Raw genomic sequence first — 24,489 nt, 5'->3', positions numbered from 1 at the left:
ATTAGGATTATTGAAAATACTGGCATCTATAACAGCTTTGATCTATCATAAAAAAATAAAGGAACAACAAAAAGATCCAATTCCGGTAATTTTTTATGGACCAATTATTGAGTATCTATTAATTTTTATAAGGGGGCATTCCGGTAATGAATTCTGATTGAAGTTGAACCGAGAAGATGCTAGAAAGCATTAATTTATAGTGGAAGGGAGAAGAAGAGGCTGTGGAATTTCCAATTGCTTTTTCGTTTAGTGAGCAGAGGCCTAAGCAGGGCGGGATGCGCGTTACCAAGCATGAAACCGTCTTTATAGCGCTTAAGGAGGCAATACTTGAAGGTGCTTTGCCCTACGGCACCCGCCTGCCCTCTTCGCGGGAATTGGCCGCGATGCACGGCTTGTCCAGAGGGACGGTCAATCTGGCTTACGAACAGCTGGCAGCAGAAGGATATGTACAGGGGAGGAAGGGCAGCGGCACCTTTGTTGCTTTTTCCGGGGCCGGGCATAATTCCAAGGAGGCAAGCAAGCTGCTTGGAGGATCAAGAATCGTTCTTTCCCAATGGGGGAAACAGCTGGAAAGCCTGCCGAAGCCGATAAGAACCGGCGGCTCAAAATGGAGGAGCGCACAATACGGCATCAGCTTTACGACTGGCCAGCCCGAGCTTAAGTCTTTTCCCGCAAGCGAATGGGCGAGACTGCTTTACGCCCAGGTGAGGGCGCTCAACCGTCATCCCGATAGCGAAAAGTTTGAAGCCGCCGGTCATTACCCGCTGCGTGCGGCCATCGCCAAGCATTTGGGGCGGACTCGCGCATTTCATGCGCATCCGGAGCAAATTGTAATCGTCAACGGTTCCATGCAGGCGATCGCCATCCTCGTCCAGCTGCTCATCAATGCAGGGGACTCGGTCGTGCTGGAAAATCCCAGCTATAAAGGCTTTTACGCTGCTGTCCTTTCCGTTGGCGGAAGCTGCATCACGGCCCCCGTAGACGAACAGGGGCTGCAGGTGAGCGACTGGCCGGCCAGGCTCGCTTTCGTTACGCCAGGGCGGCAGTTTCCTACCGGCGCGGTGCTCGCTATGGACAGGAGGCAGCGTTTATTGCAATGGGCGGATGATCAAGAAGCGCTCATCGTCGAGGACGATTATGACACAGAATTCCGCCACCGCGGCAAGCCGTTGGAGCCGCTTAAAGCGTTGGACCGCCGGGGCCGCGTCATTTTTCTCGGTACCTTCTCGAAAACAATGCTTCCCTATATGCGCATAGGCTATGTCGTGCTGCCGGATGGATTGACGGAGGCTTTCATCCGGGCCAAGCAGCTGTACGAGCCCTCTCCAGCGTCCCTCTTGGAACAGCGTGCTCTTGCTGAAATGATGAAGAGCGGCTTATATGAGAAGCATTTACGAAGAATGCGGAGGGTCTATAGCCGCAAATACGGTTTGCTCGCTGAAGGAATTCGCCGGGGACTTGGCGACTGGCTGCAGCTGGTGGAATCCGATGCGGGCCTGCACGTTTTTGCCTGGTGGAAGGGCAGCAGGGAGCAGCTAGCGGAATTCCAGGACCGCTGTCATCAAGAAGGAGTCAGCTGGAGCGACGGGGGCGTTTATTTTATAGGAGAAGGCCGGCCTGCCTTATGTCTTGGCTTTTCTCACCTGGAGGATGAGCAGATTGAAGAAGGGCTGGAAAGAATGAAGCTGGCCGCAGGCCAATTGCGCCAAGATAAACCGCTTTGACTAGGGCCGCCAGTCTGATGCCAGCCCAAAAATCCAAATGATCCAGTGATCCAATAATCGAATGATCCGATAGATGAAACCGGGTGCTGCCTAGTGCTTATTGTCAGGACTGTACCATTGTCGGATTGTAGCGTCAGACGGCAGCAGCATAGTTAACAGACCGAGCAGCGGAAGGAAGGCGCAGAGAAGCATCACAAACCCCAGTGAAGTGCGGTCGATCAGCGAGCCAAGCGCTACCGAGCCTAAAGCTCCCATTCCAAAAGCCAGCCCGACAATCAGACCGGAGACCATTCCGATCTTCCCCGGCATTAATTCCTGGGCGTAAACGACAGTAACCGAGAAGCTCGATAAAACGATAAAGCCGATTAAGATGAGCAGCAGAAAGGCTGCAGACTTACCGACATAGGGAAGCAGCAGGGCAAAAGGGGCAGAGCCGAGCATGGAAAAGAACAGCATATTTCTCCTTCCATAGCGATCCGCGAGCGGCCCTCCCACGAAGGTGCCTACCGCTCCCGCCGCCAGAAAGAAGAAAATAAAGAATTGCGCGGTTTCCTTGCTGATTCCGTAAGCCTCAATGGCGTAAAAGGCATAGAAATTGGAAATTCCCGCGTGATACCATGAGCGTACGAACACAAGAAAGACCAGCAGGCTCAAGGCGGTCCATATTTGTTTTTTACGGCTGTTGTCTGGCAGCGGTTCAGCCCATGCGGCTGCCGGTTCTGCCGCTGTTGAACGCGCTTTGCCTGCAGCAGCGAACGGATTGCTGTCATGCAGCACCTGACGATACCAGCGGGCGATATACAGCTGAATGGCGATAGCCGCGGCAGCTACCAAAGTGAACCAGATGGAGCCGAATAGACCGAGACGGTAAAACACGAAAACAGCAAGCAGGGGAGCCAGAGCTTGTCCGGCATTTCCCCCCACCTGATAAATCGACTGGGCCAGGCCTCTTTTAGCTCCAGCGGCCAAATAGGAGACTTTCGACCCCTCCGGATGGAATACGGCTGAGCCGAAGCCGACAAACAGAACGGACAGCATGATCAAGCCATAGCTGTCCGCAAAGGCGAGTGTAAGCATGCCGCCAAAGGTAAAGCCCATCCCCACAGGAAGCAAATAGGGGGAAGGGCGGGAGTCCGTATATGCGCCGATCAGCGGCTGCATGATCGAGGAAGTGAAGTTGAGAGTAAACGTAATCAGCCCGATCTGCTGATAGGTCAGCTGCATGGAATCTTTAAGTATCGGATAAATAGCTGGAAATACAGCTTGTATCGAATCATTAAACAAATGAACAAGACTTATCAGTAGCAAAATGCGGTACAAGGTAGGTTTAACGTCGGCTTTCTCTCTTCCGACGGGTATGGCAGCAGCCATCTCCAATCCCTTCTCTCTTTAATACTCTAGCTAGTGGCAACTGGCTGCAGGGCCCGGCAGGCTACATGCTTATACGAAAATTTTTGCAAAATCCAGGAATCATTATCGGCATTCCATTCCGCTATTTATAGATTGCCATTCGAATACTATCATTCAGGAAGGCGGGACCGGCGCCCCTTCCTTGTGCAGGAGACCGAGCAGCTGGCCCATCTGGACCTTGCTGCCTAATTGCAAATGCTGCAGCGGCTGAAAAATATTAGTTTCCGTCAGGAGCACGATCGTTGAGCCGAACTCAAAATAAGCGAGCTCGTCACCGGCGTTAAGCTGATCTTGCAAGCCCTCGGCATATTGAATGCTGCTGACATTCAGCGCTCCTACCTTGACCACGGCAATTTCTCCTGCCGGATGGGCCATGTAGGTGACCAGCCGCTCATTCCTGCTGAGAACACGGGGCATATGCCGCAGCCCAAAATCATTCACGGGATAGACTTTGCCTGGCAGATGCTCCTTCTCCAGAATTCTGCCGGAAATCGGACTGTGGATTCGATGATAGTCAGTCGGACTTAAATAGAGTACAAAATAATACCCGTTGCGATAATTGACGGTTCGCGGAGAGCGGTTAAGCAGCTCTTCCACGGTATAATCCTGACCCTTTACATTAACGATTGTTCCGGCTTCAATTCTACCCATCCCGGTAATGAGGGCATCCACCGGACTGACCAATCCTTTTTCCGTTAGATCTATGGGACGCAGACCGGGTTTCAAGCGGCGCGTAAAAAATTCATTCAATGATTGATAATCCCCGGGGGACTTTTCTGCATCCTCCAAGCGAATCCCGTACGTTTTGGCAAACCAGGGGATAAGAGAGCGGCTCCACTTCGATTTGGCGAAGGAGCCTGTTGTGCGCGATATCCACTTGCGGGAAGACAATTCGGTCATAACTTTAAAAAAAGCTTTGCGCATGTAATTCCACCTGTCTGTCAGTTTGCTTTGCTTGCATTAATATTGACACAGAAGCCAGGACAAAGCAACAGCCATATGGCAAAAGCGAAGGAGGCTTATTTGTCATCCAATTCGGCCGTTTTATGTGATGGAGCCGCCTGAAAACGGTCAAACAGTTTACTTAAGAAGGCAAACTATAGTACATTCAAAAAGGCTCAATCTAAAAAAGCGAGCGCTTGATTTGGGCCTCGAAAAACATGCAGCCGGCAAAGGCCGCAAACTTAAATGAGAGAGGATGAGTGAATATGCCATTAGTAGATTGGCCGCTTCAGCAGTTGGAGCAGTATAAGCCGGAATTAACCGCCGAGAATGATTTTGCAGCATTTTGGGAAAAAGCGAAACGGCAATCCTCCGCAGCCCCCTTGCGCGCGACAATCGAACAGGTTGATTACCCCTTGAAGACCGTATCCCTGTATAACATCAGCTATGAAGGGGCGGATGGGACACCAATCCGCGGCTGGTATATGGTTCCCGAAGGCTCCAGCACTCCCATGCCGGCGTTAATCCGTTATCACGGATACTCAGGCCATTCGGGACTTCCGCATAGTGCCCTGCCATGGACCAATATGGGCATTGCTGTGCTGGCTATCGATATTCGCGGCCAGGGCGGGCTGTCCCCGGATTACGCCAGATATCCGGCGGGAGGTATGGCGGGCTGGATGACGCTTGGGCTGACTGATCCAGAGCAGTATTATTACAGGCAGGTCTACATAGATTGTTTGAGAGCGATTGACTTTATAGCCGAACGGCAAGAAATCGATAAAGACAGGATCATCGTCCATGGTAACAGTCAAGGCGGCGGACTAACCCTCGCTGTAGCCGGTCTGGACGAGCGGCCCAAGCTGGCGCTGCCGCTTTATCCCTATTTGTGTCATTTCCGCCGTTCGGTCGAGCATCATTCGACCGGCCCTTATGTGGAGATCAAAAATTGGTTCCGCCGGTACGATCCGGATCATCAGCACGAGGAAACGGTTTATCGCACATTAAGTTATTTTGATGCAATGAACTTTGCCCCGCAGGTTAAAGCCAAAACGCTGATGGCGATCACGCTGCAGGACACGACTTGTCCGCCCTCCACCTGCTTTGCCGCTTATAACCACTTGACCGTGGAGAAGGAAGCGAGCATTTACCCGGATTACGGGCACGAGGCACTCGGTTTCCATGAATTGGCCATGATGAAATTTGTGGATAAGCATTTGTAATTTCAACTGTAATCATCACCTGAAACATGGACTTGCTTTTAGCGCATCATGGTTTTAAGAAGGAGAAAAATGGCTACTCTATTGATAAGAGGTGAGCCATTTGACGATAATTCTTATTTTAGGAACTGTGCTGGTGCCCTTAGCCATGATGCTGGCGGAGATGCGCTATGCCGTTTTGCGGGTGGTCTATGATCTGCTGGCTTTATTATCTGCGATCGGGTTTGGAATAGTGGCATCTGTGGCAGTATATGAGGTAATTCGCTCTGGAACTGTGTTTATGACCACTGTTCACCAAGTATTTTTAAATCCTGTCTTTTTACTGACCGGGGCTTACTTTGGGGTTTACATTGTCTACCTTCTCCTGAGGCAATCCTGGATGGAGCTGCGCCTTGTTTTAAGCAAAATATAATCTGGTTGTAAAGGTCGTTAACTTAAGCTAAAGAAAAAGAAAGCGTTTTCGACAAAAATAGAATGAAAAAGCAGGATGTGCGGCTCCAAAATATGACATACACTAGAAGCTGTGCACGTTATAATAAAGTTACAATAAGTTATCCCGTTTACGGAAAAGGATTTTGCCAGGAAGGCTGAGCTTCCAAAGGAAGGGGAGAAGCAGGAATGGGGACGTTTAAAGTGTTCTGTGTTCGCTGCAATCATCTTATTGAACACGCACACGCCCGATTAATATTTCAAACCGGGTTTTATAAGACGAGTATTCCGTTGGCACAATGTAGAAAGTGTCTGGACAGTGAAGAGACGGCTAATGATAGATAGCATTGCGGAAGCGCTGCTGTGCTTGAAGTAACAGGAAAGGCAGGAGTAAGGGGCTGTCCGAAAAGTGGCTGTTCAGCCCGATAGCTAGAATAAGCAACCCCCAAGCAGCGGCCCCGAGGCGAATTATATGCGGAAAACCTCATACATTCGCTGCAGTGGCGGGACTCGAGGCGAAGTGTATGCGAAAACAGTCATGCATGCCATTGAATTCTCAGGCACAACCCAGCATGAAAATAGCCAAGGTTGGCGGGGTTCAGGGCTGAGCAGGCTTGTTGCCTGCGTTTTGTACGAAATGTCGTACAAATTCATGGGGGTGATGTGCGATTACCGGAGATTTGTATGAAACGTCGTACAAATGTAGGGGATTGAAGTGCAATTATCCAAGATTTGTATGACAAATCGTACAAATACAGGGGATTGAAGGGCAACTACCCAAGATTTGTATGACAAATCGTACAAATGCACACAAATGCAGGGCTTTAAGCTATTAAGGAGCTGCAGCCAGCGGATTAAAAAGCTGCTTGCGTGAGAACCTCCCGGCTATGTGGCTGGCTGGGATGCAACAGCCCGACTTCCGTACCTTGAACGATTTTCGCGGCGTACATGCGGCGGGGGAAGAAAAACGATTTGATTTTCTCATACCCTACGGCAACTATTTAAGGGAAAAAAACCGACGGTACCAGAAGGATATCCGGCAAGCCTCCAACGGACGTATGAAGAGCAGGATGATCGCTTACAAAAACAATATGACAAAAAAGTTGGACGGAAAACATTATGTTTTCCGCCCAACTTTTATTTTGGGGACTTTCTGGACAGCCCCTTTTTGGCGCTGCCCTGCATGTTGTCTCGTACCGGATGCCCCTGGAGACAGCCAGGCAGTTCAGCTAACTCCCTGCTGCATAAAATGCTGGTCAATAATCTTTATCCCCGATTCGTCTGGCAAAAGCAACTATTTTGTGAAGTGTGATTTTCGTCATAGTTCGGTCCGGGGCGGGATTCCTACAATGGGGGTAAAGCATTGACTACCCGGAAATCCGGGAAAAGGAGGGTGTGTGCCATGAACAATCCCATGACTCCGCAAGAGCGCAAAGAACGGTCAGTCCCTGGCCGACTGGAAAAAGAGGAAAGTCCGCTAAAAGGGACGCTGGCTGCGGTTATGATACTAGGCGGCTTTTTGTTTCTGACCTGGCTCGGAATATTTATCCTGTTCCTGCTGCGAAGCTGATGAAAGGGATATAAGCAGCAATCAATACTATGGGAACCGCTATAAAGGGGGAAATGAAGCCGTGCATATTCATCGCTTTGAAAAAATCTGGCTGATTTTTGGATCGGCCATGCTCGCGTTATTTTTAGTAGTGCTTGGAATTGGCACCTTTGCCATGGGAATGACTACTCCCGGATCTCATCAGCATTATTCGATCGATCCGGAGACTGTTATGGATACGGAGCCCTTCAACGAGCCTGGACTCAGGCAGGTAGGAGACAACGAATATGAGGCAGTTATGCTGGCCTTTGCGTTTGGTTACAGTCCTAATCAGATGGAGGTGCCGGTTGGCGCGACCGTTCATTTTATTGTAACTAGTACGGATGTGGTACATGGTTTTGCGATTCCGAAGACCAATGTGAACTTTATGGTGGTTCCGGGAGAGGTCAGCACAGTTACCCATACGTTTAAGGAGCCTGGAGAGTATTTGGTTCTGTGCAACGAGTACTGTGGGATCGCTCATGAAATGATGAAAACAACGATTATCGTAAAATAACCGGAGCAGTCATAGGGAGGATTAGTTATGGAAACAAATCAATTGGAAAATCGCCCTGTTGACCGCAGGGATGCTATCCTGGCAATGGCGCATCTGATCTTTGCCTTTATTGCCTTGCTGATCGGAGGTTTAGCCGGACTGCTGCAGGGAATGGTCCGCGGCGGCATGTTAACCCTTCCTGGGGGTATTGGCTATTACCAGTTGTTAACTGCACATGGGGTGCTGATGGCTCTTATCTTCACAACCTTTTTTATTATCGGATTTTTATTATCTGGTATTTCCAAGACCACGGGGAAATTGCTGCCAGCCGCCCGCTCTATGGGCTGGGTAGGCTTCGTGTGCATGACAACAGGAACCGTAATAGGAACGGTCATGATTTTGCTGAACAAAGCAACCGTGCTGTATACCTTTTACGCTCCGATGAAAGCCTCACCCTGGTTTTACATTGCGCTCGCGCTAGTCATCGTGGGAAGCTGGTTCAGCGGCTTTGCAATGATGTACAATTACCGCTACTGGAAAAGAACACATAAAGGGAAGCTGTCGCCGCTTCTAGCTTTTATGGCGATCATTACGATGGTGATGTGGATGGTGGCCACTATCGGTGTAGCGGTCGAGGTTCTGTTTCAATTAATTCCATGGTCGTTCGGCTGGGTCGATAAAATCAATGTCATGCTGAGTCGTACCCTGTTCTGGTTTTTCGGTCATCCGCTGGTTTACTTCTGGCTTCTGCCGGCCTATATTTGCTGGTATGTGGTTATTCCGAAGGTCATTGGCGGCAAAATGTTCAGTGATGCCCTTGCCCGCTTATCGTTTATTTTATTTCTGCTCTTTTCGATTCCCGTAGGCTTTCACCACCAGCTGATGGAGCCGGGAATTTCAGATCTGTGGAAATACGTCCAGGTAGTCCTTACCTTCATGGTTATTATCCCGTCCTTGATGACCGCATTCTCCATGTTTGCCACGTTTGAGCTCACAGGAAGGGCCAAAGGGGCAAAAGGGTTATTTGGCTGGTTTAAGGTTTTGCCATGGGGGGATGTGCGCTTCTTTGCTCCATTTGCCGGCATGCTCATTTTCATCCCGGCGGGAGCGGGGGGAATTATCAATGCAAGTAACCAGATGAATGCCGTAGTTCACAATACGCTTTGGGTGACCGGGCACTTTCACTTGACCGTGGCTTCTTCCGTTGCCCTAACCTTCTTCGGCATAACGTATTGGCTTGTTCCGCACCTCACTGGCAGAACGCTGACTCCGGCAATCCATAAGCTTGGTATTGTGCAGACCGTGCTGTGGGCGGTGGGGATGTTCTTTATGTCAGGCTCGATGCACACGGTCGGGCTGTTCGGTTCACCGCGCAGAACCGCCTATACGACATATCAGGACCATCCGGATGCGATTCTGTGGATGCCTTATCATGTAGCGATGGCAGTTGGCGGGATGATTCTGTTCATCGCCCTGGTTATTATGATCTACAACTTAATTGCCTTAATGAGAACACCGCGGGGAGAAACAGAATTTCCAATCGCAGAGGTGGCGGAAGGTGCTGAGGAGACACCACGGCTCTTCGAGCGCTGGGGAGTATGGATATCGCTTGTTGTTATACTGATTCTAATCGCTTATGCGGTTCCGGTTACCGATATGATTCAGAATCCGGTGCCAGGCTCCAAGCCATATGTGACCTGGTAGCCTGGTGGAAAGGAGAGCTTAAGCTTGAGTGGATAGAGCTTTCCACATCTCGGTCGTTCTTTTGGCGGACTCCAGGCCATGCCAGAACATTTGGGTGAGCGCCATAATATCTTCAATTTCATTTTCTGTGACCAGCTCATCCAAAAAGAAATTGTTGCTCATCATATCGCGGTAAATATTTATCGTTTTTAAGAATGACTCATGCTTCACCCGCTCGTTAATATTCTCGAAAACCGAAAGAAAAGGAGTCGATTCACATAGATTTTGCTGAACGCTCTGGCTTAAGGCAACCTGAATAAATTTCTGCGCGAGCTGAGTTTCCTGGGCTTGTGAAGGAATCATTAGCGCATTAGCCATAAGCAAGGTTGATGAATGCGTTCCGAACGGCAGGGGGGCAATATTTACTTCAAAATCGATCTCTTCCTGCTCCCAGTAGGACATTTCATAAATGGTGGTTAACACTATCGCAGCTTTGTTATAGAAAAAGGAGTTGCTGCGGATGAGGTCTTGAGCTCCGCTGATCACATGTGCAACCTTGTAGCGGTAGATCAAGTCGTGGAAAAAGTTCAGCGTTTCGTAAAGGATATTCTCATCGATGTCCTTGCCGAGAGTCTTCGCTCCGTTGCGCAGCAAAAACACGGTCCAGCGCTGCAGGCTGGCCGACAGCGTAAAGCCGTACAAGTCGAGAATCCCATCCCCGTTCGTATCCAGGGTCAGCTTGGAGGCGGAACGGATGAAATCGTGAACCGTCCAGCCGGGCTGCGGCTTCTCCACCTGATACTTCTCGAAGATCGTGGAGTTGTAGGCCAGAAAGACCGGAGAAAACGTTAACGGTGCTGCCATAAGCTTGTTTTCATGACAGAATGAGTTCACCAGCTTGTCATACATTTGCTCCCTGGAAAAGCTCGTTTCCTGAATGGGGGTAAAGTGTTCCGCATAACCTGACTGCAGAAAATGCCGGTCCGACACAAATACCAGATCCGGCTGAAAACCGATGTCCTTGGTCATGTTAATGGATCGCCAATAATTAACGTTAGGCAAATTGGTTATTTTCACATCTACCGATGGAAATTCTTTTTGAAAGGCTTCTAATATGATGTAGAAACCAGCATCCATAAAATAGGAAGGATAGGGGGCCAGAATGCGCAGCGTCTGGCCTCCGCCGCTTCCAATCGTAAGACCTGGCTTTACTCTCGTCCCTCTTCCTACCTCTTTCTCAATCAAACCCTCCTGCACTAATTGCTCCAGCGATCTGCGGACGGAGGTTCTGCTCATTCCATACGTCTTAGAAAGCTCATTCTCCGGCATCAGAAACTCTCCAGGAGGAATAACCCCTGTTAATATTTGCTCCTTTAATATATTAGCCAGCTTCAAATACCTGTACTCTGTCTGCCTTCGCATAATTCGATTATTTACCTCCATCCCGCATAGAATTGACCGCAAACGGTCAAGCATTCCTATCATTATACCTGTTTATTCAAAAAGAGACAATTGAAAGACAACCATCCCTAACAGGTATACAAGTATAATACAGATTTTAAAAATAAGATGTTGATATTCCGGAAAATTAAAAATATTGACGAGATATAGACATTATGCTAAATTTTTAATCATACATGTATGTAAGTTGTATTATTTAAATGTATGATAAACATATCATTATTTGTATTTATTTTCTTAGGTCAGGTGAGTGATTATGATGCAGGAAGCAACGATAGGGCTTTGGTTTGACCAGCAGGAAGCGGAGCGCCGCTGGAGGTATGGTTTAAATGTATTTGAAAAGTATGCCGGAGAGGTATTGGAGCATGCGGGCCTGCCCCATATTATGATTGGGAACAGCGAGCAGCTGGAGGCTTTGCAGCCGGATGTAGTACTTGCCGTGTTAATTAAAGATGATGCCGATACGAAAGAAGCTGTCAGCCGTTATTTATCAGCGGGCGGGACAATCATCGCCTTTGCCGGGATGAATGAATTCGCCAGCCTAGCGGGACAAGTTCCTTATCAAAGAATTGAAAACGGTTACGCGAGCCTGGATTACAAAGGAGAGGCTCTGCTTCTTCGTTTTGCGCAAGCGGTGATCTGGGCGGCCGCCGGCACAGGGGCGGAGTCGGCCGTAACGGCAAGCTTGGGTGTAATAACCGAAGCACGCCCGGAAGGAAAGACGGCAGGGACGCTGGTGCAAACGTATGCTATCGGCCGAGGAAAGCTGATTCATTGGGCAGTGGATTTATGGGGAACCATCGTCGGTATGCAGCAGGGGCGCCTCCCGGTAACCCGGGACGGACTGCCTGCGCCGGATGGCAGTGCAGAGGTTAATGACGGCATTTTGAAGGCTGATGATCAAATTGCATTCGACTGGCAGTACGATCGTCAGACTACTTCTTCCGGTGTTCCTTACTTCCATTTGCCGCAGGCTGATCTGTGGAAAGAAGTTTTTATTAATCATTTAATCCGCATCATTATGGAATCAGGTAAAAGCTTGACAATACTCGGCTACTGGCCGGATGGAATTCAACAGGTAGCTACCATTTCCCATGACAGCGACCAGAACCGGGATGAACATGCATGGGCAACGCTGGAGCTGCTTGCTGAAGTGGATGTCCGTTCTACTTGGTGCATGCTTGAGCCAGGTTACAGTCCGCCTATTTATGACAAAGTCAGGGAGGCGGGGCATGAGCTGGCTTTTCATTATAATGCGCTGGCCTTGGAAGGCAGGCATTGGGACGAAGCTGATTTCCAAAGACAGCTGGAATGGCTAAGGTCAGTATGCGGTCAAGATACTCGAATTCTGACAAACAAAAATCACTATACGCGGTTTGAAGGATTCAGTGAATTGTTTGCCTGGTGCGAGAAGTATGGCATCGCTGTCGATCAAACCAGGGGGCCCAGTAAAAAGGGGAATGTCGGATTTCTGTTTGGTACCTGCCACCCCTATTTTCCGATCGCTTGGTCTACAGACCACAACCGGATATACAATGTTTTGGAGATCAGTTTTTTGACCCAGGATCTCGAGTTAGGCCATTTAGCCGATAATCAGGTGATCGAGCCTTTCCTGGATGGCGTGAAGAAGGTTAACGGTGTGGCTCATTTCTTATACCACCAGACTCATATTCATGCCAGGGAGTCGGTGCGGGACTCGATCCGTTATCTGGTTGCTGCAGCCCGCAGCAAGGGGTTCGAGTTTTGGACCTCCGAACAGATCAATGACTGGGAGCGTTACAGAAGGAGCCTGCTGAATACCGGTACGATAAAGTCCTCTCCGGCAAACCGCGACAAAGTTAGAGCGGCCGGGTGGCAGGAGGTTTATTGGACACCGGCAGGCAAGAACGACATTGTTGAGCAAGAGGTGTTCGGAATTCCCTGTAAGAAAACTGTGAAAACAACTGCCAACTAATATAAAGGTTCGCTTATGCTTGACCAAATAAAGGAGGACGACTGTATGGCGGCTAACGCGGCGGCCCCCCGTGGACCTGATCTGCCCCTTAAGAAACGGCGCAGCGATCGTGTTCGAATGATTTACCGCTACCGCTGGTTTTATTTAATGATGCTGCCGGGCTTGGTTTATTTTGCGATTTACCATTATGCCCCTATGGCAGGCCTGGCTATTGCTTTTCAGGATTACAGCTTGCTGCGGGGGATTTCAGGAAGTACTTGGGTAGGATTCGATAATTTCCGCTTTATATTTGAGCGCCCGGACTTTGCCCGGTTAATGAGCAATACCCTTATCATTAGCTTGTACCGGATTATTTTTGGCATGCTTCCGGATGTGCTGCTGGCTCTGCTGCTCAATGAGGTGCGGACCTTGTGGTTTAAGAAGGCGGTTCAGACCATTACGTACGGACCGTACTTCTTGTCGTGGGTTATCATCTATGGGGTGGCGTACGCTTTTCTCTCCAACAGTGGTCTGGTCAATTACGTCATAGAGAGATTCGGCGGCCAGCCTGTCGGGTTTTTGACCTCTTCAGAATATTTCCGAAGCATTCTTGTTGTTACGGATATATGGAAATCCACCGGTTACGGGGCCATTATCTACTTGGCTGCGCTGGCGGCGATTAATCCGCAGCTGTATGAGGCGGCGGTTGTCGACGGAGCCGGGCGATTCAGGCAAATGTGGCATATTACGCTTCCGGGCATACGCGATGTATTTGTACTGCTGTTGATTTTGAGGATCGGCAATATACTCGAAGCCGGGTTTGATCAGGTTTACATTTTCCTGAACTCCCGCGTCCTTTCGGTAGGGGATATTCTCGATACGTGGGTGTTCCGCATGGGGCTGGAGCAGCTGCAGTTCAGCATTTCAGCAGCCATGGGCTTCTTCAAGTCCTTCATCGGACTGATCCTGGTGCTGCTGGCTAATCAGATCGCCAAAAAGCTAGGCGGCAACGGCCTATGGTAGGAGGAGGTAACGATGTCATATCATCTGGTTAAGACCAAAACAGATCGGGTTATTGATGTTATCATATATGGAATCCTCGCTTTATTTGCATTATTCGCGTTGTTTCCGCTTTACTACGTTGTGATCATGTCCGTAACCCCAATAACCGAGGTGTTCCGCAACGGTGGCTATGTCATTATCCCGCGAGGATTTACGCTGGATGCTTACAAAGCGGTATTTGCCAGCCCGACTGTGCCTCAAGCCTTCAAAATCACGGTTATCATTACGTTGGTTGGTACGGCCTTGAATTTGATAGTGACTTCACTGCTCGCTTACCCGCTTTCGAAGAAGCCGATGCCGGGCCGCAATATCATTCTCTTTTTGATCGTCTTCACGATGCTGTTTAGCGGCGGGCTTATTCCTCTCTATCTGGTTGTTCGCGCCACAGGCTTGCTGGACACAATCTGGGCGATGATTATACCGGGTATGGTGTCGGCGTTTAATATGCTGATTATGAAAACCTTCTTTGAGAATCTCCCGGACGAAATCGAGGACGCAGCCAGAGTCGATGGTTGTGGAGATATATCCACGCTAATCCGGATTGTAGTTCCACTGTCTACACCGATTATTGCCACAATGGGACTTTTTTATGGGGTCACCCATTGGAATGAGTATTTTAAAGGCATTATGTATTTGAATGACCGGACGCTGTACCCGATTCAGGTCGTTCTCCGCAACATGATTCAAACCGCCTCGGTCAGCTCGGAGCTGGCCGTCCAGAGCAGCGTGGTTCAAGAGCTGCCGCCGGAAACGATTAAAATGGCGGTCGTGGTCGTGGCTCTGCTGCCTATCGTAGCGATCTATCCGTTTTTGCAAAAGTATTTTATGAAAGGAATGCTGCTAGGGGCTGTAAAAGGTTAGGTGAACGCTGAACTGAAGTTTTTATGATATACGTTTCACACGAAAAAAATAGAGTTAAGGAAATCACGCAGCGATATGCCGTTATAGCTTCTAGGCATATAGTTGCGTCTTTTTTTGCATAGTGGGGAAATGGACATGGAACTAGGGAACTGATTTTGTAAAAATACTGTAAAAATATATCGCATACAAATAATATAGTTGAAATTAAATTTCATAGAAGTCTATAATGAATCTGTGAAAACGGTGTCAATTGTTGCGGTTAAGCCATTCGATGGAAGGAGGTAGAATTCATTCCTGCATTTTGAACATTTTGTCTAATTCGCTTTCATCCGCTACGGATAACAAATTTACGAAGATGAACGTTTTGATCTGGATCTTCCGGCCCCAGGGTGATACAAATTCATTTTTTGGTGCTCTGTTATTATATTATCCTTCCTGCTGCTTTTTAGCTTAAAAACCCCGGATTTTTCTGCAAATGCCCGAATGTCAATATTGAGCAAAAGGAGGTCATCCTTACGGTGACATATTATCGTCGTATAGTTGGAATATTGCTGTCCGCACTCCTTATTTTCTCATCCTTTATTCCCATAGGCAATGTCCGGGCGATGGATTTGCCTGAGACGGAATTCGGCAAGATCCTGGATCGGAGACAAATGGAATTGGCACCCAATGCCGTTTATAACTGGTACAATATGGAGATCGATAGAGGCTTGCAAAAAATTCACTTTGTTGAATTTGATCCCCGCGCCGAGCATTTGGAATTGCAGGCCGGAACCAAGTCAGGATATGTTTACGGAATGCAAAGAGTGACAGATATGGCTGGCTATGTGGATGGGCCAGGCAATCGGGTCATCGCAGGGATTAATGGCGATTTTTATGATTTAAGCGGGCAGGGGACAGGCGTGCCTAACGGGCTGTTTATGGGGGATGGAATCATCTTGAACAGCTCTGCTGGCCCTTACGCGTTCGGCTTAAAAGCAGATGGCAGCAGTATTTATGGACCGACTCCCGAGCTTAAGCGGACTCTGGCCATAGGCGAGACTGAAATCCCGATTACTCATATCAATCGCTACAGAGGGGACAATCAATTAGTGCTGTACACTACCGATTATTATAGTTCTACAGCATCCACCTCTGCCGGAGATGAAGTCATTGTCGATATTTTGGAAGGGACGGTCAGCAGCGGGCAAACTCTGCAAATGCGTGTCAAGGAAGTGCGTACGAACCAGGGCGATAGTCCCCTCGAGCCTGGAACAGCCGTGCTTTCTGCCTCAGGTTCGATGCGTACTGTGCTGGCAGGACTTGAGCCGGGTGATCTTCTGTCCGCTTATTTCGAGCTGGATGAAGCATGGCAGGATGTGAAGGTTGCGATTGGCGGCAGGGGCCCATTAGTGCAGGATGGAGTCCCTCTTGATGTTCCTCCTGCCGGAGTCCATCCGCGAACGGCGATTGGAACTAAAGCCGACGGTTCCATCATTCTGTTCGAAATCGATGGCCGCGCACCTGGCTTTAGCGAAGGTGTGGAAAATCTCGAGATGGCCCAAATCCTCGTTGATCTCGGTGTTGTTAATGCTATGAACCTGGACGGCGGAGGTTCTTCCACATTTGTGGCCCGTCTGCCTGGAGAATCTGCGATTCAGATGCTCAATAGGGGCTCTGACGGCTTTGAGCGTTCAACCGGCAACAGCTTACTGCTCGTCAATCGTGCACCGGCCGGGGATGCCAGCAAGCTGGTCGTACAGCCCAATTTTGAAAGGGTATTGGCCGGCTCCAGCTTTCAGCTGCAAGCTGCTGCTGTAGATGCCACTGGCCATCCGGCTGCTTTGCAGGGAACGCTTGCATGGTCAGTAGAGGAATCGTTAGGGACCGTTACTCCGGACGGACGCTTTACAGCTGCTGATGGAGCAGCGGCAGGAATCGTTACTGTAGAGGCTAACGGGCTGAAGGGTCAAGGGGAAATTGAAGTCGTTAAGGAAATTACGGATCTGGTGCTGCCTGATGCAGTGAAGACGATGCCGTCCGGATCTGTAGAGGCATTAACCGTCACCGCTTTACGCAATGGACAAGTGGTTCAGGCGGAGAATAACCGTTTTCAATGGCGTGTGGATGGCCCGATCGGTACAATTGATGAGGATGGTGTCTTTACAGCAACGGAAGAAAACAACCAAAGCGGCACTATTTATGTAACTTATGGGGAAGTGGAGACATCAATGGAAGTGCATGTTGGCGTACCGCCTGTCATTCTGGAAAACTTCGAGAATGGCTTAGGCAATTACAGAGCTGATTCAGTAGCTGCAAATCGCGTGGCGATAAGCGAGGAGACCAATCCGGACTTTGTCCGTTCCGGCAGCAGCTCCTTAAAGCTGGAGTATGACTTTATCGGCAGAACCGGAACTTCAGGAGCTTATCTCGCCGCAACAGGGACCAATACCCGGATCCAGGTACCGGGCTACCCGGAAAAAATCAGCATGTGGGTGTATGGGGACGGCAGCGGCCAGTGGCTGCGCGGACAAATGCGCGATGGGGATGGAGCGGCGTTCCCGATTGATTTTACTTCGGAAAATCCGGGGGTTGACTGGGTAGGCTGGAAATACGTTGAAGCAGTCGTACCTGCAGGCAAGTCCGTTCCTCTAACGATGGATCTGCCTATTCGCTTTATGGCGACGAAAAACGACAACAAAACAGCGGGCGTTCTCTATTTTGACGATATCCGGGCAATCTACGGACCGCTGGAGAATGAGGACCGGACGCCGCCCATTCTGCGTAATTTGACACCTGGCGAGAATCAGATTGTGTTCACGGACAAACCTGCCATTCAAGCTATTGCTGAGGATGACGGGTATGATCCGGTAGAGCATCCCGGCACGACCTTGATCGATCCGGCTTCTATCCGGCTCTATCTCAACAATGTGAAGGTCAATCATACGCTTTACCCGCCGGAAGGTCGCATATCATATACGCCTGCTTTGCCGCTGGATGAAGGGGTTCATCGGGTAAAACTGGCAGTGCGTGATTTGGCAGGAAACCAGACGATTAAAGAATGGAACTTCTTTGTCAACCTGGGCTCGCCTATGTATGTGTATGAAACCCCTGAAGAGCTGCTTGCAGGCCATACGTACACGCTCGATGTGAAGGCCGAGAATACGGAGCATTTCTCGGGGGGGCATCTGGAGTTTGTCTTGGATACTGGCAAGATTGATTATATTGAAGCCGTTCCGGGAAGCAAGCTGACAGCGGCCAATCTGCAAACCGGCTTCAATGAACAGACCGGTGTCATCAGGCTGCAATTCAGCGGGCTAGATTCTCTGCAATTAACGGATAAGGATGTGCTCGCGCAAATTCAATACCGGGTGAAGCCTGCCGCAGAGGGAAATATGAGCTTTGACTTCAGCAGCGGTTCTGTGGAAATCGCGGGTGAAGCGCCTAAACCGTTCATCGGATTATCCTTGGAAGCTTCCATAGCTCATTCCCTGCAGCTTAGCTGGGAGGAGGAAGGAAGCGGACAAGGCTTAACCACTGAATTTTCGGTGGTGGATGCGGGCGGCCAGCCTGTGGAAGGTGCCGGATTGCTGGTCAATGGCAACCTTTTGCGTGATGCTGATAATGAGCTGAGAACTGACGCAGCAGGAATTTTGCAAACCGATGCCTTAACTGCCGAGCTGGAAACGTATGACATTCAGGCCGTTAAAGGTGATGATTACAGTCCGGTTTATTCCTTTGCCGTATCTCCTCTGTTCGGTACAGAAGCTCCCTATAATGTGAGTATAGCGATGAGCAGCCGGCCGGCTCATGATCGAGGATTCACCTGGCATACCCACCCGGATGTATCGGAAACCGTAGTAGAAGTCATTCCCCGGGCTGAGTGGAGCGGACAATGGGATGATGCACCGGTTCAAAGATTCACGGGAAACAATTATTTATATTATACGGACCACTTGGGTGTATTCCGGGTGCATAAAGCCTCAGCTGTACAGTTGGAGACGGATACGGAATATGTTTACCGCGTAGGGGATGGTAAAGGGCGGTACAGCTCGGAGGGCAGCTTTAAAACCGCGGCCTCGTCGGGTGACGATGTGAAATTCCTCTTTTTCGGCGATTCTCAGGCGGCTAACGATGCCGGGTTCGAGCTTTGGGGCAATACCTTGAGGAGTGCACTGGACACGATGCCGGATCCTGATTTCATCATGCATGCCGGTGATATGGTCGATCATGGCCATGACCAAAGGCAGTGGAATATGTGGTTCAAGGCTGCACAAGAAGCATTGATGAACCATACCCTTGTTACCGTAGTCGGCAACCACGAAGTGACGGGAACGAGAGAAAATGCAGATTTTCTTGCTCATTTCAATTTTCCGGAAACGGGACTGGGAAGAGTGAGCGGAACCCAATTCTCCTTTGATTACAAGAACATTCATTTTGTTGTGTTGAACAGTGAGTATGATTACGAAGAACAGGCGGCCTGGCTGAGGGAGGATCTGGCTGCAACCGATAAGCCTTGGAAGGTTGCCGTGTTCCATAGAGGTCCGTACGGCAGCATCTATAATACGGCTGTCGTGAGAGATGCCTGGGCCCCGGTATTTGACGAATTTGAGGTTGATCTTGTTCTAAGCGGACATGACCATCTTTACATGAGAACCTACCCGATGAAAAACAATGAAGAGGTTGAGCCGGGCCAAGGTACCGTTTATGTAGTAGGCGGCTCGACCGGACCTAAGTTTTATCCGCCAACGAAGAGAGGCTGGGAGGAAGTTGTGTTCGCTGAAGAGACTCAGGTGTTTTCCTCTGTAGAAGTCAAAGGAGGACAATTGGTCTTGACAGCGCAAACAATCGATGGACGAATCATCGACCAATTCACATTGACCAAGCCTGATTGGCAGCCGGTCCAAGTTGAGGTTATTCCGAATTCGGCGGAGCTTGCCATAGGAGAGCAGATCCAGCTGGAGGCAGTGGTCCATGGCGGCTCTTCTTCTGACCATGATATTATATGGACTATTGAGAACCGCGACGGTGAAGACATTATCAGTCTCAGCGATGATGGTGTAGTAGCGGCTATTGCTGAAGGAGAGGCTGCGGTCAGGGCGACAAGTATCGCAACAGGAGCTTATGGGGAGAGTCATATAAGAGTCCGCAGCAGAGGAACACCAGTAGAGCTTACCGCTATTACACTGGAAGGAAAAGAGCAGCTGGCGGTGGGAGCAGCCGATCAGACGGTAGTTACCGCCGTATATAGTGATGGAAGCCGAATACACGTAAACAGCGGCGTCAGCTATACGAGCAGTGATCCTGAGGTAGCAGAGATCAGCGTCAGCGGTCTCGTTACGGCAAAGTCGGAGGGGACCGTGCTTATCACGGCGGAGTACGAGGGCTTGTTTGCTTCCTATGGGCTTACGGTAAGTGAAAAGGAAGCGCCCGTTATGCTGAAGGAGATAGAATTCACAGGTCCGTCCAAGCTGATTGTTGGGAATAGTGCCCAGACGGTAGTTACCGCCGTATATAGTGATGGAAGCCGAATGCAAGTAAACAGCGGCGTCAGCTATGCGAGCAGTGATCCTGAGGCAGCGGAGATCAGCGCCAGCGGTGTCGTTACGGCGAAGGCGGAGGCGACCGTGCTTATCACGGCGGAGTATGAGGGCCTGGCTGCATCCTTTGCCCTAAGCATCGTTAAAAAGAATGATATAGAACCCGAACCGAAACCCGAACCAGAACCGGAGAAGGGGCTGCTTAGCCTGGAGCTTAGTGGGCTGAATCCGCGTATGCGGGTGAACTCTACAGCCGGTTTGCTTGTAACTGCAATCTATGATGATGGATCACGAGAAACTGTAAGTGAAGGTATAACATATACCAGCAGCCAGCCGCGGGTGGCTTCTATATCCGGATCAGGTGTAGTGTCCGCACACCGTCCAGGGACAACAACGATTACTGCTGCTTACGAAGGAAAATCGGCGAGCTTTACGCTCCGTGTTCATTCAGCGGGTGGTTCTTCCTTCACGCCACTGCCAACCACACCGGATCCGTCGACCGATAAGGGGAATGAAGTGGCTGGAGTTCTCGAGTTAACCGAACTGCAGTTCAGAAATCATGTAAACGACAGCGGTGCTCTGATTGAAGTATCGGAATCGTTCGCAGAGCTGCTCCTCCCATGGAATGCGGCAGATTGGCTCGAAGGCAAGCCGCTAATGATTCGCAGCGCTCAATGGGAACTGACTATTCCGGCTGCCGAACTCCAGAGGATGATGCACGAGCTCAATCCGCAGGAAGCGGAAGGCCGGATCAGCCTCCAGTTGAACGTGTTGGAAGCTGATAAGCTTAACCAGGTCCTGGAGCCGATCGAGCAGCGTATAGCGGCAGAGCTGACAGCGCTCAGCGAAGGCTTGCAATTCCGCTTGGCGTTCCAGACTTCGGATGGGCAGGAAGAGGTATGGACGCAGTTTGCGGAGCCGTTATCCTTGAGTATGAAGATTAACTATTCGAACCGAGAACTGGCCAGCTTATATTATATAGCTGAGGATGGTGAGTTAGTCTTCATTGGCGGAGCCTGGAATTCATCAGGAATTACATCAGCCATCGAGCATTTCAGTACGTATGCGGTGCTGTCCTATGACAAAAAGTACGATGATGTTCCTTCGGGTTATTGGGCGGAACCTGTCATCAAGCAATTATCCGCTAGGCAAATTGTAGAAGGTGCAGGCTATAGACAATTCGAGCCGTATCGTGAAGTAACCCGCGCTGAATTTGCCGCGATGCTGGTAAGAATTCTGCAGCTAAAGGGCGAAGCGCCGAGAGTCTTCCATGATGTGGAGGATAATCGCTGGTATGCTGGCGAGGTGGCGCTTGCTTATCAAGCCGGTTTGATCAACGGTGTCGAGGAGCAGCTCTTTGCACCGGAAGCGCCTATCAAGCGCCATGAAATGACAGCTATGATCGTCAGGGCGCATGAGTATCAAACGGGAAGGCAGACAGTTTTCCCATCTACAGAACCGCCATTTACGGACGTGGAGGAACTTGCTGATTGGGCTAAGGAAGCTATTGGTAAAGCGTATGAGCTGGGCCTTGTCAATGGGCGGAGCGAACGGCTATTTGAGCCGGAGGGCCTGGCAAACCGAGCCGAAAGCGCTCAGCTGATCTTCAACTGGCTAACAAGCAGTGAGAGATAAGACTCTCCCGCTCGGGTGGCCGAATACATGATATCCAATAAGAAAAGCAGGCTTCAGGGCTGGGTGCCTTGAAGCCTGCTTATTATGTATATTAAAATCTCCCTCAACATAGCAGGATTTGTCCTGTTCATCTGCCTACGTAATGGGGAGCAATATCGGTACGGGACAGCCAAATAATTAAGTTATCCCGCGCTAGCGCTCGCCCTCTCTCTTATTTGGCCGAAAAAGCAGGAATTTTATTTCTAACGCTCATCCTCGCTCTTATGTGTGACAAAAAGGCCTGAAAACCGTGATTTGAAGCAAAATAAGGACAATAGCGAGCGTTAGAATTTTTAACACCCTGATTTTGCTTAAATAAGGACAACTGCGAGCGTTAGAATTTGCAGCTGCCCGCAAGCGGGCGGCAAAGGCGCAAGCTGCCCGCAAGCGAGCCGCAAAGGCGCAAGCGGGCTAGCGGCCCCCACTGATGCTCAACCGTTATAACTTGCTACAAGCGGCAAATTTCAACAGGACAATCCGGGCAGCAGATCGAGCTTCTCAGATAGGCTAGATCCCGAATAACCAAATAACCTTGCTCATAGCTTACAATACCTTCATCGCGGTAATTAGAGAGCATCCGGTTAACACTTTCCCGGGTTGTTCCAATCAGATTCGCCAGCTCCGTATGCGATAGCTTGCTTCGGATTAGAATGCCGTCCTCCACCTTCTCGCCATAAGTATTGCTCAAACGAATTAATGTCGAGGCAAGCGCTCCTTTTTTACCGAACAGCAGCAAATCACGAAACTTGGATTCCGTTGTTTTCTGCATGAGGCTCATCCATTTAATGAAGTGAAGGGCCAGGCTTCCATCCATGCTAATCAACGCTTCCAGCTCGGTGTGGGATACGACGCCAACTACTGTATCCTCTACGGCAGCAGCGTCAAAGGAATACCGTTGATTCCCGGCGGCAGCGAATTCACCGAAGAAATCCCCTTCCTGCAAGAAGAACAGAATCAAGTGTCTTCCGTCCTCAGTAGACTTCGTTACCTTGACCTTTCCCCTTTTAATGTAAAACCACTGCTCTGCTTTTTCCCCCTCCCAGATTAATGAAGATCCTTTGGAGTAGGAATGTTCGTGCATAAGGGAGCTCAGCATTTCGAATTGGCTTGGAGTTAGAAAATGTTCTAGCTGGTGATGGGGTCTGGGCTGGATTTGGATAGACATGGTAACCCTCCTCTAAGTTTTTTATATAGATGAAGCAATCATCGGCAAAAAACTTGTTAGATTGATTACCATTATTATAGCTCAGCATGAGACATTACGGAGAAAGCGCATGTTGCTGTTCCGTGAACTTTTGATGCTCGCCAAGCAGGTGCCGGGCGTATCCGATGGGCGTCTGGCAGATCGAGGCTGCATCCGTCTCCATCCCTAATTGGGCAAACGTCCTGCCAATGTCCGGATACCAGCGCAAAAACAATGGCATCCCTTCCGCAGTAATGCCGAACTCCAGTCCGACCTCGGCTATGGAAGGAAGCGACAAAGACAGCAGCTGACTAATTTGCTTGGACAATAGACAAATCTCATTGTAAAATTCGTCTTTTTTTAGCTCTTGCGGGGAAAGCGCCGGGATGTCTTCACCGGGTTGCGCTCTTTTCCAGTCAGGCACATCCGTCATACCGGTTATTTTCCAGGAGGCTGTTTCATCTTTTTGGAGGCACATCCTTATCACACAGGGACGGCTCCCCGACTTCATTAACGGCAGAACGGGCCGCACGCAGTAATCCATAATTTGCAAGGTCAGCAGTAAATCCTCATGGAGAACTGTGTTTTCAGGCTGATTAGGAACGGTTAGCTCCCAGTTCTGGCCATCCTCACAGGTCAAATATAAAAGGCCGCTCGCAGGGCTGCCCTGCTCGGGTATTAATTCCAAGGTGGTATGCTCGGCCTTCAATTCCTCCAATTTTCTCCCGGTCGCTGGCCACAACGGAGGCAAATACCGGCATAAGGAAGCATCTAAAGATAGTAGTTGGTGAATGTCGTGCAGGCTGTAATGATAACATGAATTAAAAATGTTTTTGCCAGAAGCCGTCCAACGGCTCAAAAAATCTATAGATGAGGGATGATAAAAAACCGCTCGGTTATAAATAACTTTAGGAACCGGGATCGTACAGGGCTTAAACCGCTGATTTACCCTAATGAGTGCCTCGGTTTTAGATTTTGCCGCTTTTAAAGCTTTGAGCCTGAGGTAAACAGGAACGACGCCGAAGTGAGCTCCTGCCTCTTCAAAATGCGGCACAAATTCATTAGCTTGTGGTGAACTTAGAAGCTCTCTATACACAGCATCATTCAGCAAGATTCCAACATAGCGTTCCATGGCGGCCCTCCTATCTAACTCATCATATGAAAAGCCAAAAGTCCCGGAAACCGGGAAGTTCACACATTCCTTGCTTCCAGATGGAGGAAACCGCCTCTTTTGGAAAAGTAATCCACGCAGAGAGCTGAAAGAGTCCGGTAGTTTTTTTCTTGAGAATGGGTCACCGCCTTGA

The 24,489-nt window shown here is 49.6% G+C and carries 15 protein-coding genes; 10 read left to right on the top strand and 5 right to left on the bottom strand.

Annotated features, from left to right (window positions below; genetic code table 11):
• Positions 1-221: 221 nt before the first annotated feature.
• Complete coding sequence (gene pdxR, locus PSHG_RS26765; RefSeq protein WP_010271102.1) at positions 222-1,724, top strand: MocR-like pyridoxine biosynthesis transcription factor PdxR; 1,503 nt, start codon at positions 222-224, stop codon at positions 1,722-1,724.
• 90 nt (positions 1,725-1,814) lie between these two features.
• Here pdxR and PSHG_RS06600 read toward each other — a convergent pair whose 3' ends face one another.
• Positions 1,815-3,095 carry an MFS transporter gene (locus PSHG_RS06600; RefSeq protein ID WP_010271101.1) on the bottom strand — a complete coding sequence of 427 codons (1,281 nt, stop codon included), beginning with the start codon at positions 3,093-3,095 and terminating at the stop codon, positions 1,815-1,817.
• A gap of 153 nt (positions 3,096-3,248) precedes the next feature.
• Complete coding sequence (gene asd / locus PSHG_RS06595; RefSeq protein WP_010271100.1) at positions 3,249-4,058, bottom strand: archaetidylserine decarboxylase; 810 nt, start codon at positions 4,056-4,058, stop codon at positions 3,249-3,251.
• A gap of 284 nt (positions 4,059-4,342) precedes the next feature.
• Here asd and PSHG_RS06585 point away from each other — a divergent pair, with 284 nt between their 5' ends.
• The 5 genes from PSHG_RS06585 to PSHG_RS06560 all read left to right on the top strand — a co-directional run bounded on the left by PSHG_RS06585 (position 4,343) and on the right by PSHG_RS06560 (position 9,513).
• Positions 4,343-5,299 carry an acetylxylan esterase gene (locus PSHG_RS06585; protein WP_010271098.1) on the top strand — a complete coding sequence of 319 codons (957 nt, stop codon included), beginning with the start codon at positions 4,343-4,345 and terminating at the stop codon, positions 5,297-5,299.
• A 100-nt stretch (positions 5,300-5,399) separates the two neighbouring features.
• Positions 5,400-5,708 carry a hypothetical protein gene (locus PSHG_RS06580; protein ID WP_010271096.1) on the top strand — a complete coding sequence of 103 codons (309 nt, stop codon included), beginning with the start codon at positions 5,400-5,402 and terminating at the stop codon, positions 5,706-5,708.
• Positions 5,709-7,127: 1,419 nt separating this feature from the next.
• Positions 7,128-7,295: a cytochrome c oxidase subunit 2A gene (locus PSHG_RS30255; protein ID WP_148497656.1), complete on the top strand. Its 168-nt coding sequence runs from the start codon at positions 7,128-7,130 to the stop codon at positions 7,293-7,295.
• Positions 7,296-7,356: 61 nt separating this feature from the next.
• Positions 7,357-7,830 carry a cytochrome c oxidase subunit II gene (locus PSHG_RS06565; RefSeq protein WP_010271093.1) on the top strand — a complete coding sequence of 158 codons (474 nt, stop codon included), beginning with the start codon at positions 7,357-7,359 and terminating at the stop codon, positions 7,828-7,830.
• A gap of 27 nt (positions 7,831-7,857) precedes the next feature.
• On the top strand, positions 7,858-9,513 hold the full coding sequence (locus PSHG_RS06560; RefSeq protein WP_010271090.1) for a b(o/a)3-type cytochrome-c oxidase subunit 1: 1,656 nt from the start codon (positions 7,858-7,860) through the stop codon (positions 9,511-9,513).
• 18 nt (positions 9,514-9,531) lie between these two features.
• Here the strand turns inward: PSHG_RS06560 and PSHG_RS06555 are convergent, their stop codons facing one another.
• Entirely contained in the window at positions 9,532-10,914 is a 1,383-nt protein-coding gene (locus PSHG_RS06555; RefSeq protein WP_010271088.1) for an extracellular solute-binding protein, read from the bottom strand.
• Between the two features lie 295 nt (positions 10,915-11,209).
• Between PSHG_RS06555 and PSHG_RS06550 the strand changes: the two genes are divergently transcribed.
• The 4 genes from PSHG_RS06550 to PSHG_RS06535 all read left to right on the top strand — a co-directional run bounded on the left by PSHG_RS06550 (position 11,210) and on the right by PSHG_RS06535 (position 21,963).
• On the top strand, positions 11,210-12,907 hold the full coding sequence (locus tag PSHG_RS06550) for a polysaccharide deacetylase family protein (RefSeq protein ID WP_042121185.1): 1,698 nt from the start codon (positions 11,210-11,212) through the stop codon (positions 12,905-12,907).
• A 45-nt stretch (positions 12,908-12,952) separates the two neighbouring features.
• On the top strand, positions 12,953-13,909 hold the full coding sequence (locus tag PSHG_RS06545) for an ABC transporter permease (protein WP_010271082.1): 957 nt from the start codon (positions 12,953-12,955) through the stop codon (positions 13,907-13,909).
• A gap of 12 nt (positions 13,910-13,921) precedes the next feature.
• A complete protein-coding gene (locus PSHG_RS06540; protein ID WP_010271080.1) occupies positions 13,922-14,809 on the top strand; it encodes a carbohydrate ABC transporter permease in 888 nt (295 codons plus the stop codon).
• Between the two features lie 518 nt (positions 14,810-15,327).
• Positions 15,328-21,963: a phosphodiester glycosidase family protein gene (locus tag PSHG_RS06535; protein ID WP_010271079.1), complete on the top strand. Its 6,636-nt coding sequence runs from the start codon at positions 15,328-15,330 to the stop codon at positions 21,961-21,963.
• Between the two features lie 487 nt (positions 21,964-22,450).
• On the opposite strand, the gene PSHG_RS06530 is transcribed toward PSHG_RS06535, so the two are convergent.
• Entirely contained in the window at positions 22,451-23,167 is a 717-nt protein-coding gene (locus PSHG_RS06530; protein WP_010271076.1) for a Crp/Fnr family transcriptional regulator, read from the bottom strand.
• Between the two features lie 94 nt (positions 23,168-23,261).
• Positions 23,262-24,317 (bottom strand): YheC/YheD family protein, encoded by a 1,056-nt coding sequence (locus PSHG_RS06525; RefSeq protein ID WP_010271074.1) that lies wholly within the window; start codon positions 24,315-24,317, stop codon positions 23,262-23,264.
• Between the last annotated feature and the right edge of the window lie 172 nt (positions 24,318-24,489).

It is taken from the genome of Paenibacillus senegalensis JC66 (genome assembly GCF_000285515.1).
Lineage (GTDB): Bacteria > Bacillota > Bacilli > Paenibacillales > NBRC-103111 > Paenibacillus_L > Paenibacillus_L senegalensis.
The sequence above is the reverse complement of the archived record's forward strand: the minus strand, read 5'-3'. Positions and strand labels throughout refer to the sequence as shown.

Excerpts from the sequence above, each read along its gene's own strand:
- PSHG_RS06600 (WP_010271101.1), bottom strand. The coding sequence starts at position 3,095 with ATGGCTGCTGCCATACCCGTCGGAAGAGAGAAAGCCGACGTTAAACCT.
- asd (WP_010271100.1), bottom strand. The coding sequence starts at position 4,058 with ATGCGCAAAGCTTTTTTTAAAGTTATGACCGAATTGTCTTCCCGCAAG.
- PSHG_RS06585 (WP_010271098.1), top strand. The coding sequence starts at position 4,343 with ATGCCATTAGTAGATTGGCCGCTTCAGCAGTTGGAGCAGTATAAGCCG.
- PSHG_RS30255 (WP_148497656.1), top strand. The coding sequence starts at position 7,128 with ATGAACAATCCCATGACTCCGCAAGAGCGCAAAGAACGGTCAGTCCCT.
- PSHG_RS06560 (WP_010271090.1), top strand. The coding sequence starts at position 7,858 with ATGGAAACAAATCAATTGGAAAATCGCCCTGTTGACCGCAGGGATGCT.
- PSHG_RS06555 (WP_010271088.1), bottom strand. The coding sequence starts at position 10,914 with ATGCGAAGGCAGACAGAGTACAGGTATTTGAAGCTGGCTAATATATTA.
- PSHG_RS06550 (WP_042121185.1), top strand. The coding sequence starts at position 11,210 with ATGATGCAGGAAGCAACGATAGGGCTTTGGTTTGACCAGCAGGAAGCG.
- PSHG_RS06545 (WP_010271082.1), top strand. The coding sequence starts at position 12,953 with ATGGCGGCTAACGCGGCGGCCCCCCGTGGACCTGATCTGCCCCTTAAG.
- PSHG_RS06540 (WP_010271080.1), top strand. The coding sequence starts at position 13,922 with ATGTCATATCATCTGGTTAAGACCAAAACAGATCGGGTTATTGATGTT.
- PSHG_RS06530 (WP_010271076.1), bottom strand. The coding sequence starts at position 23,167 with ATGTCTATCCAAATCCAGCCCAGACCCCATCACCAGCTAGAACATTTT.
- PSHG_RS06525 (WP_010271074.1), bottom strand. The coding sequence starts at position 24,317 with ATGGAACGCTATGTTGGAATCTTGCTGAATGATGCTGTGTATAGAGAG.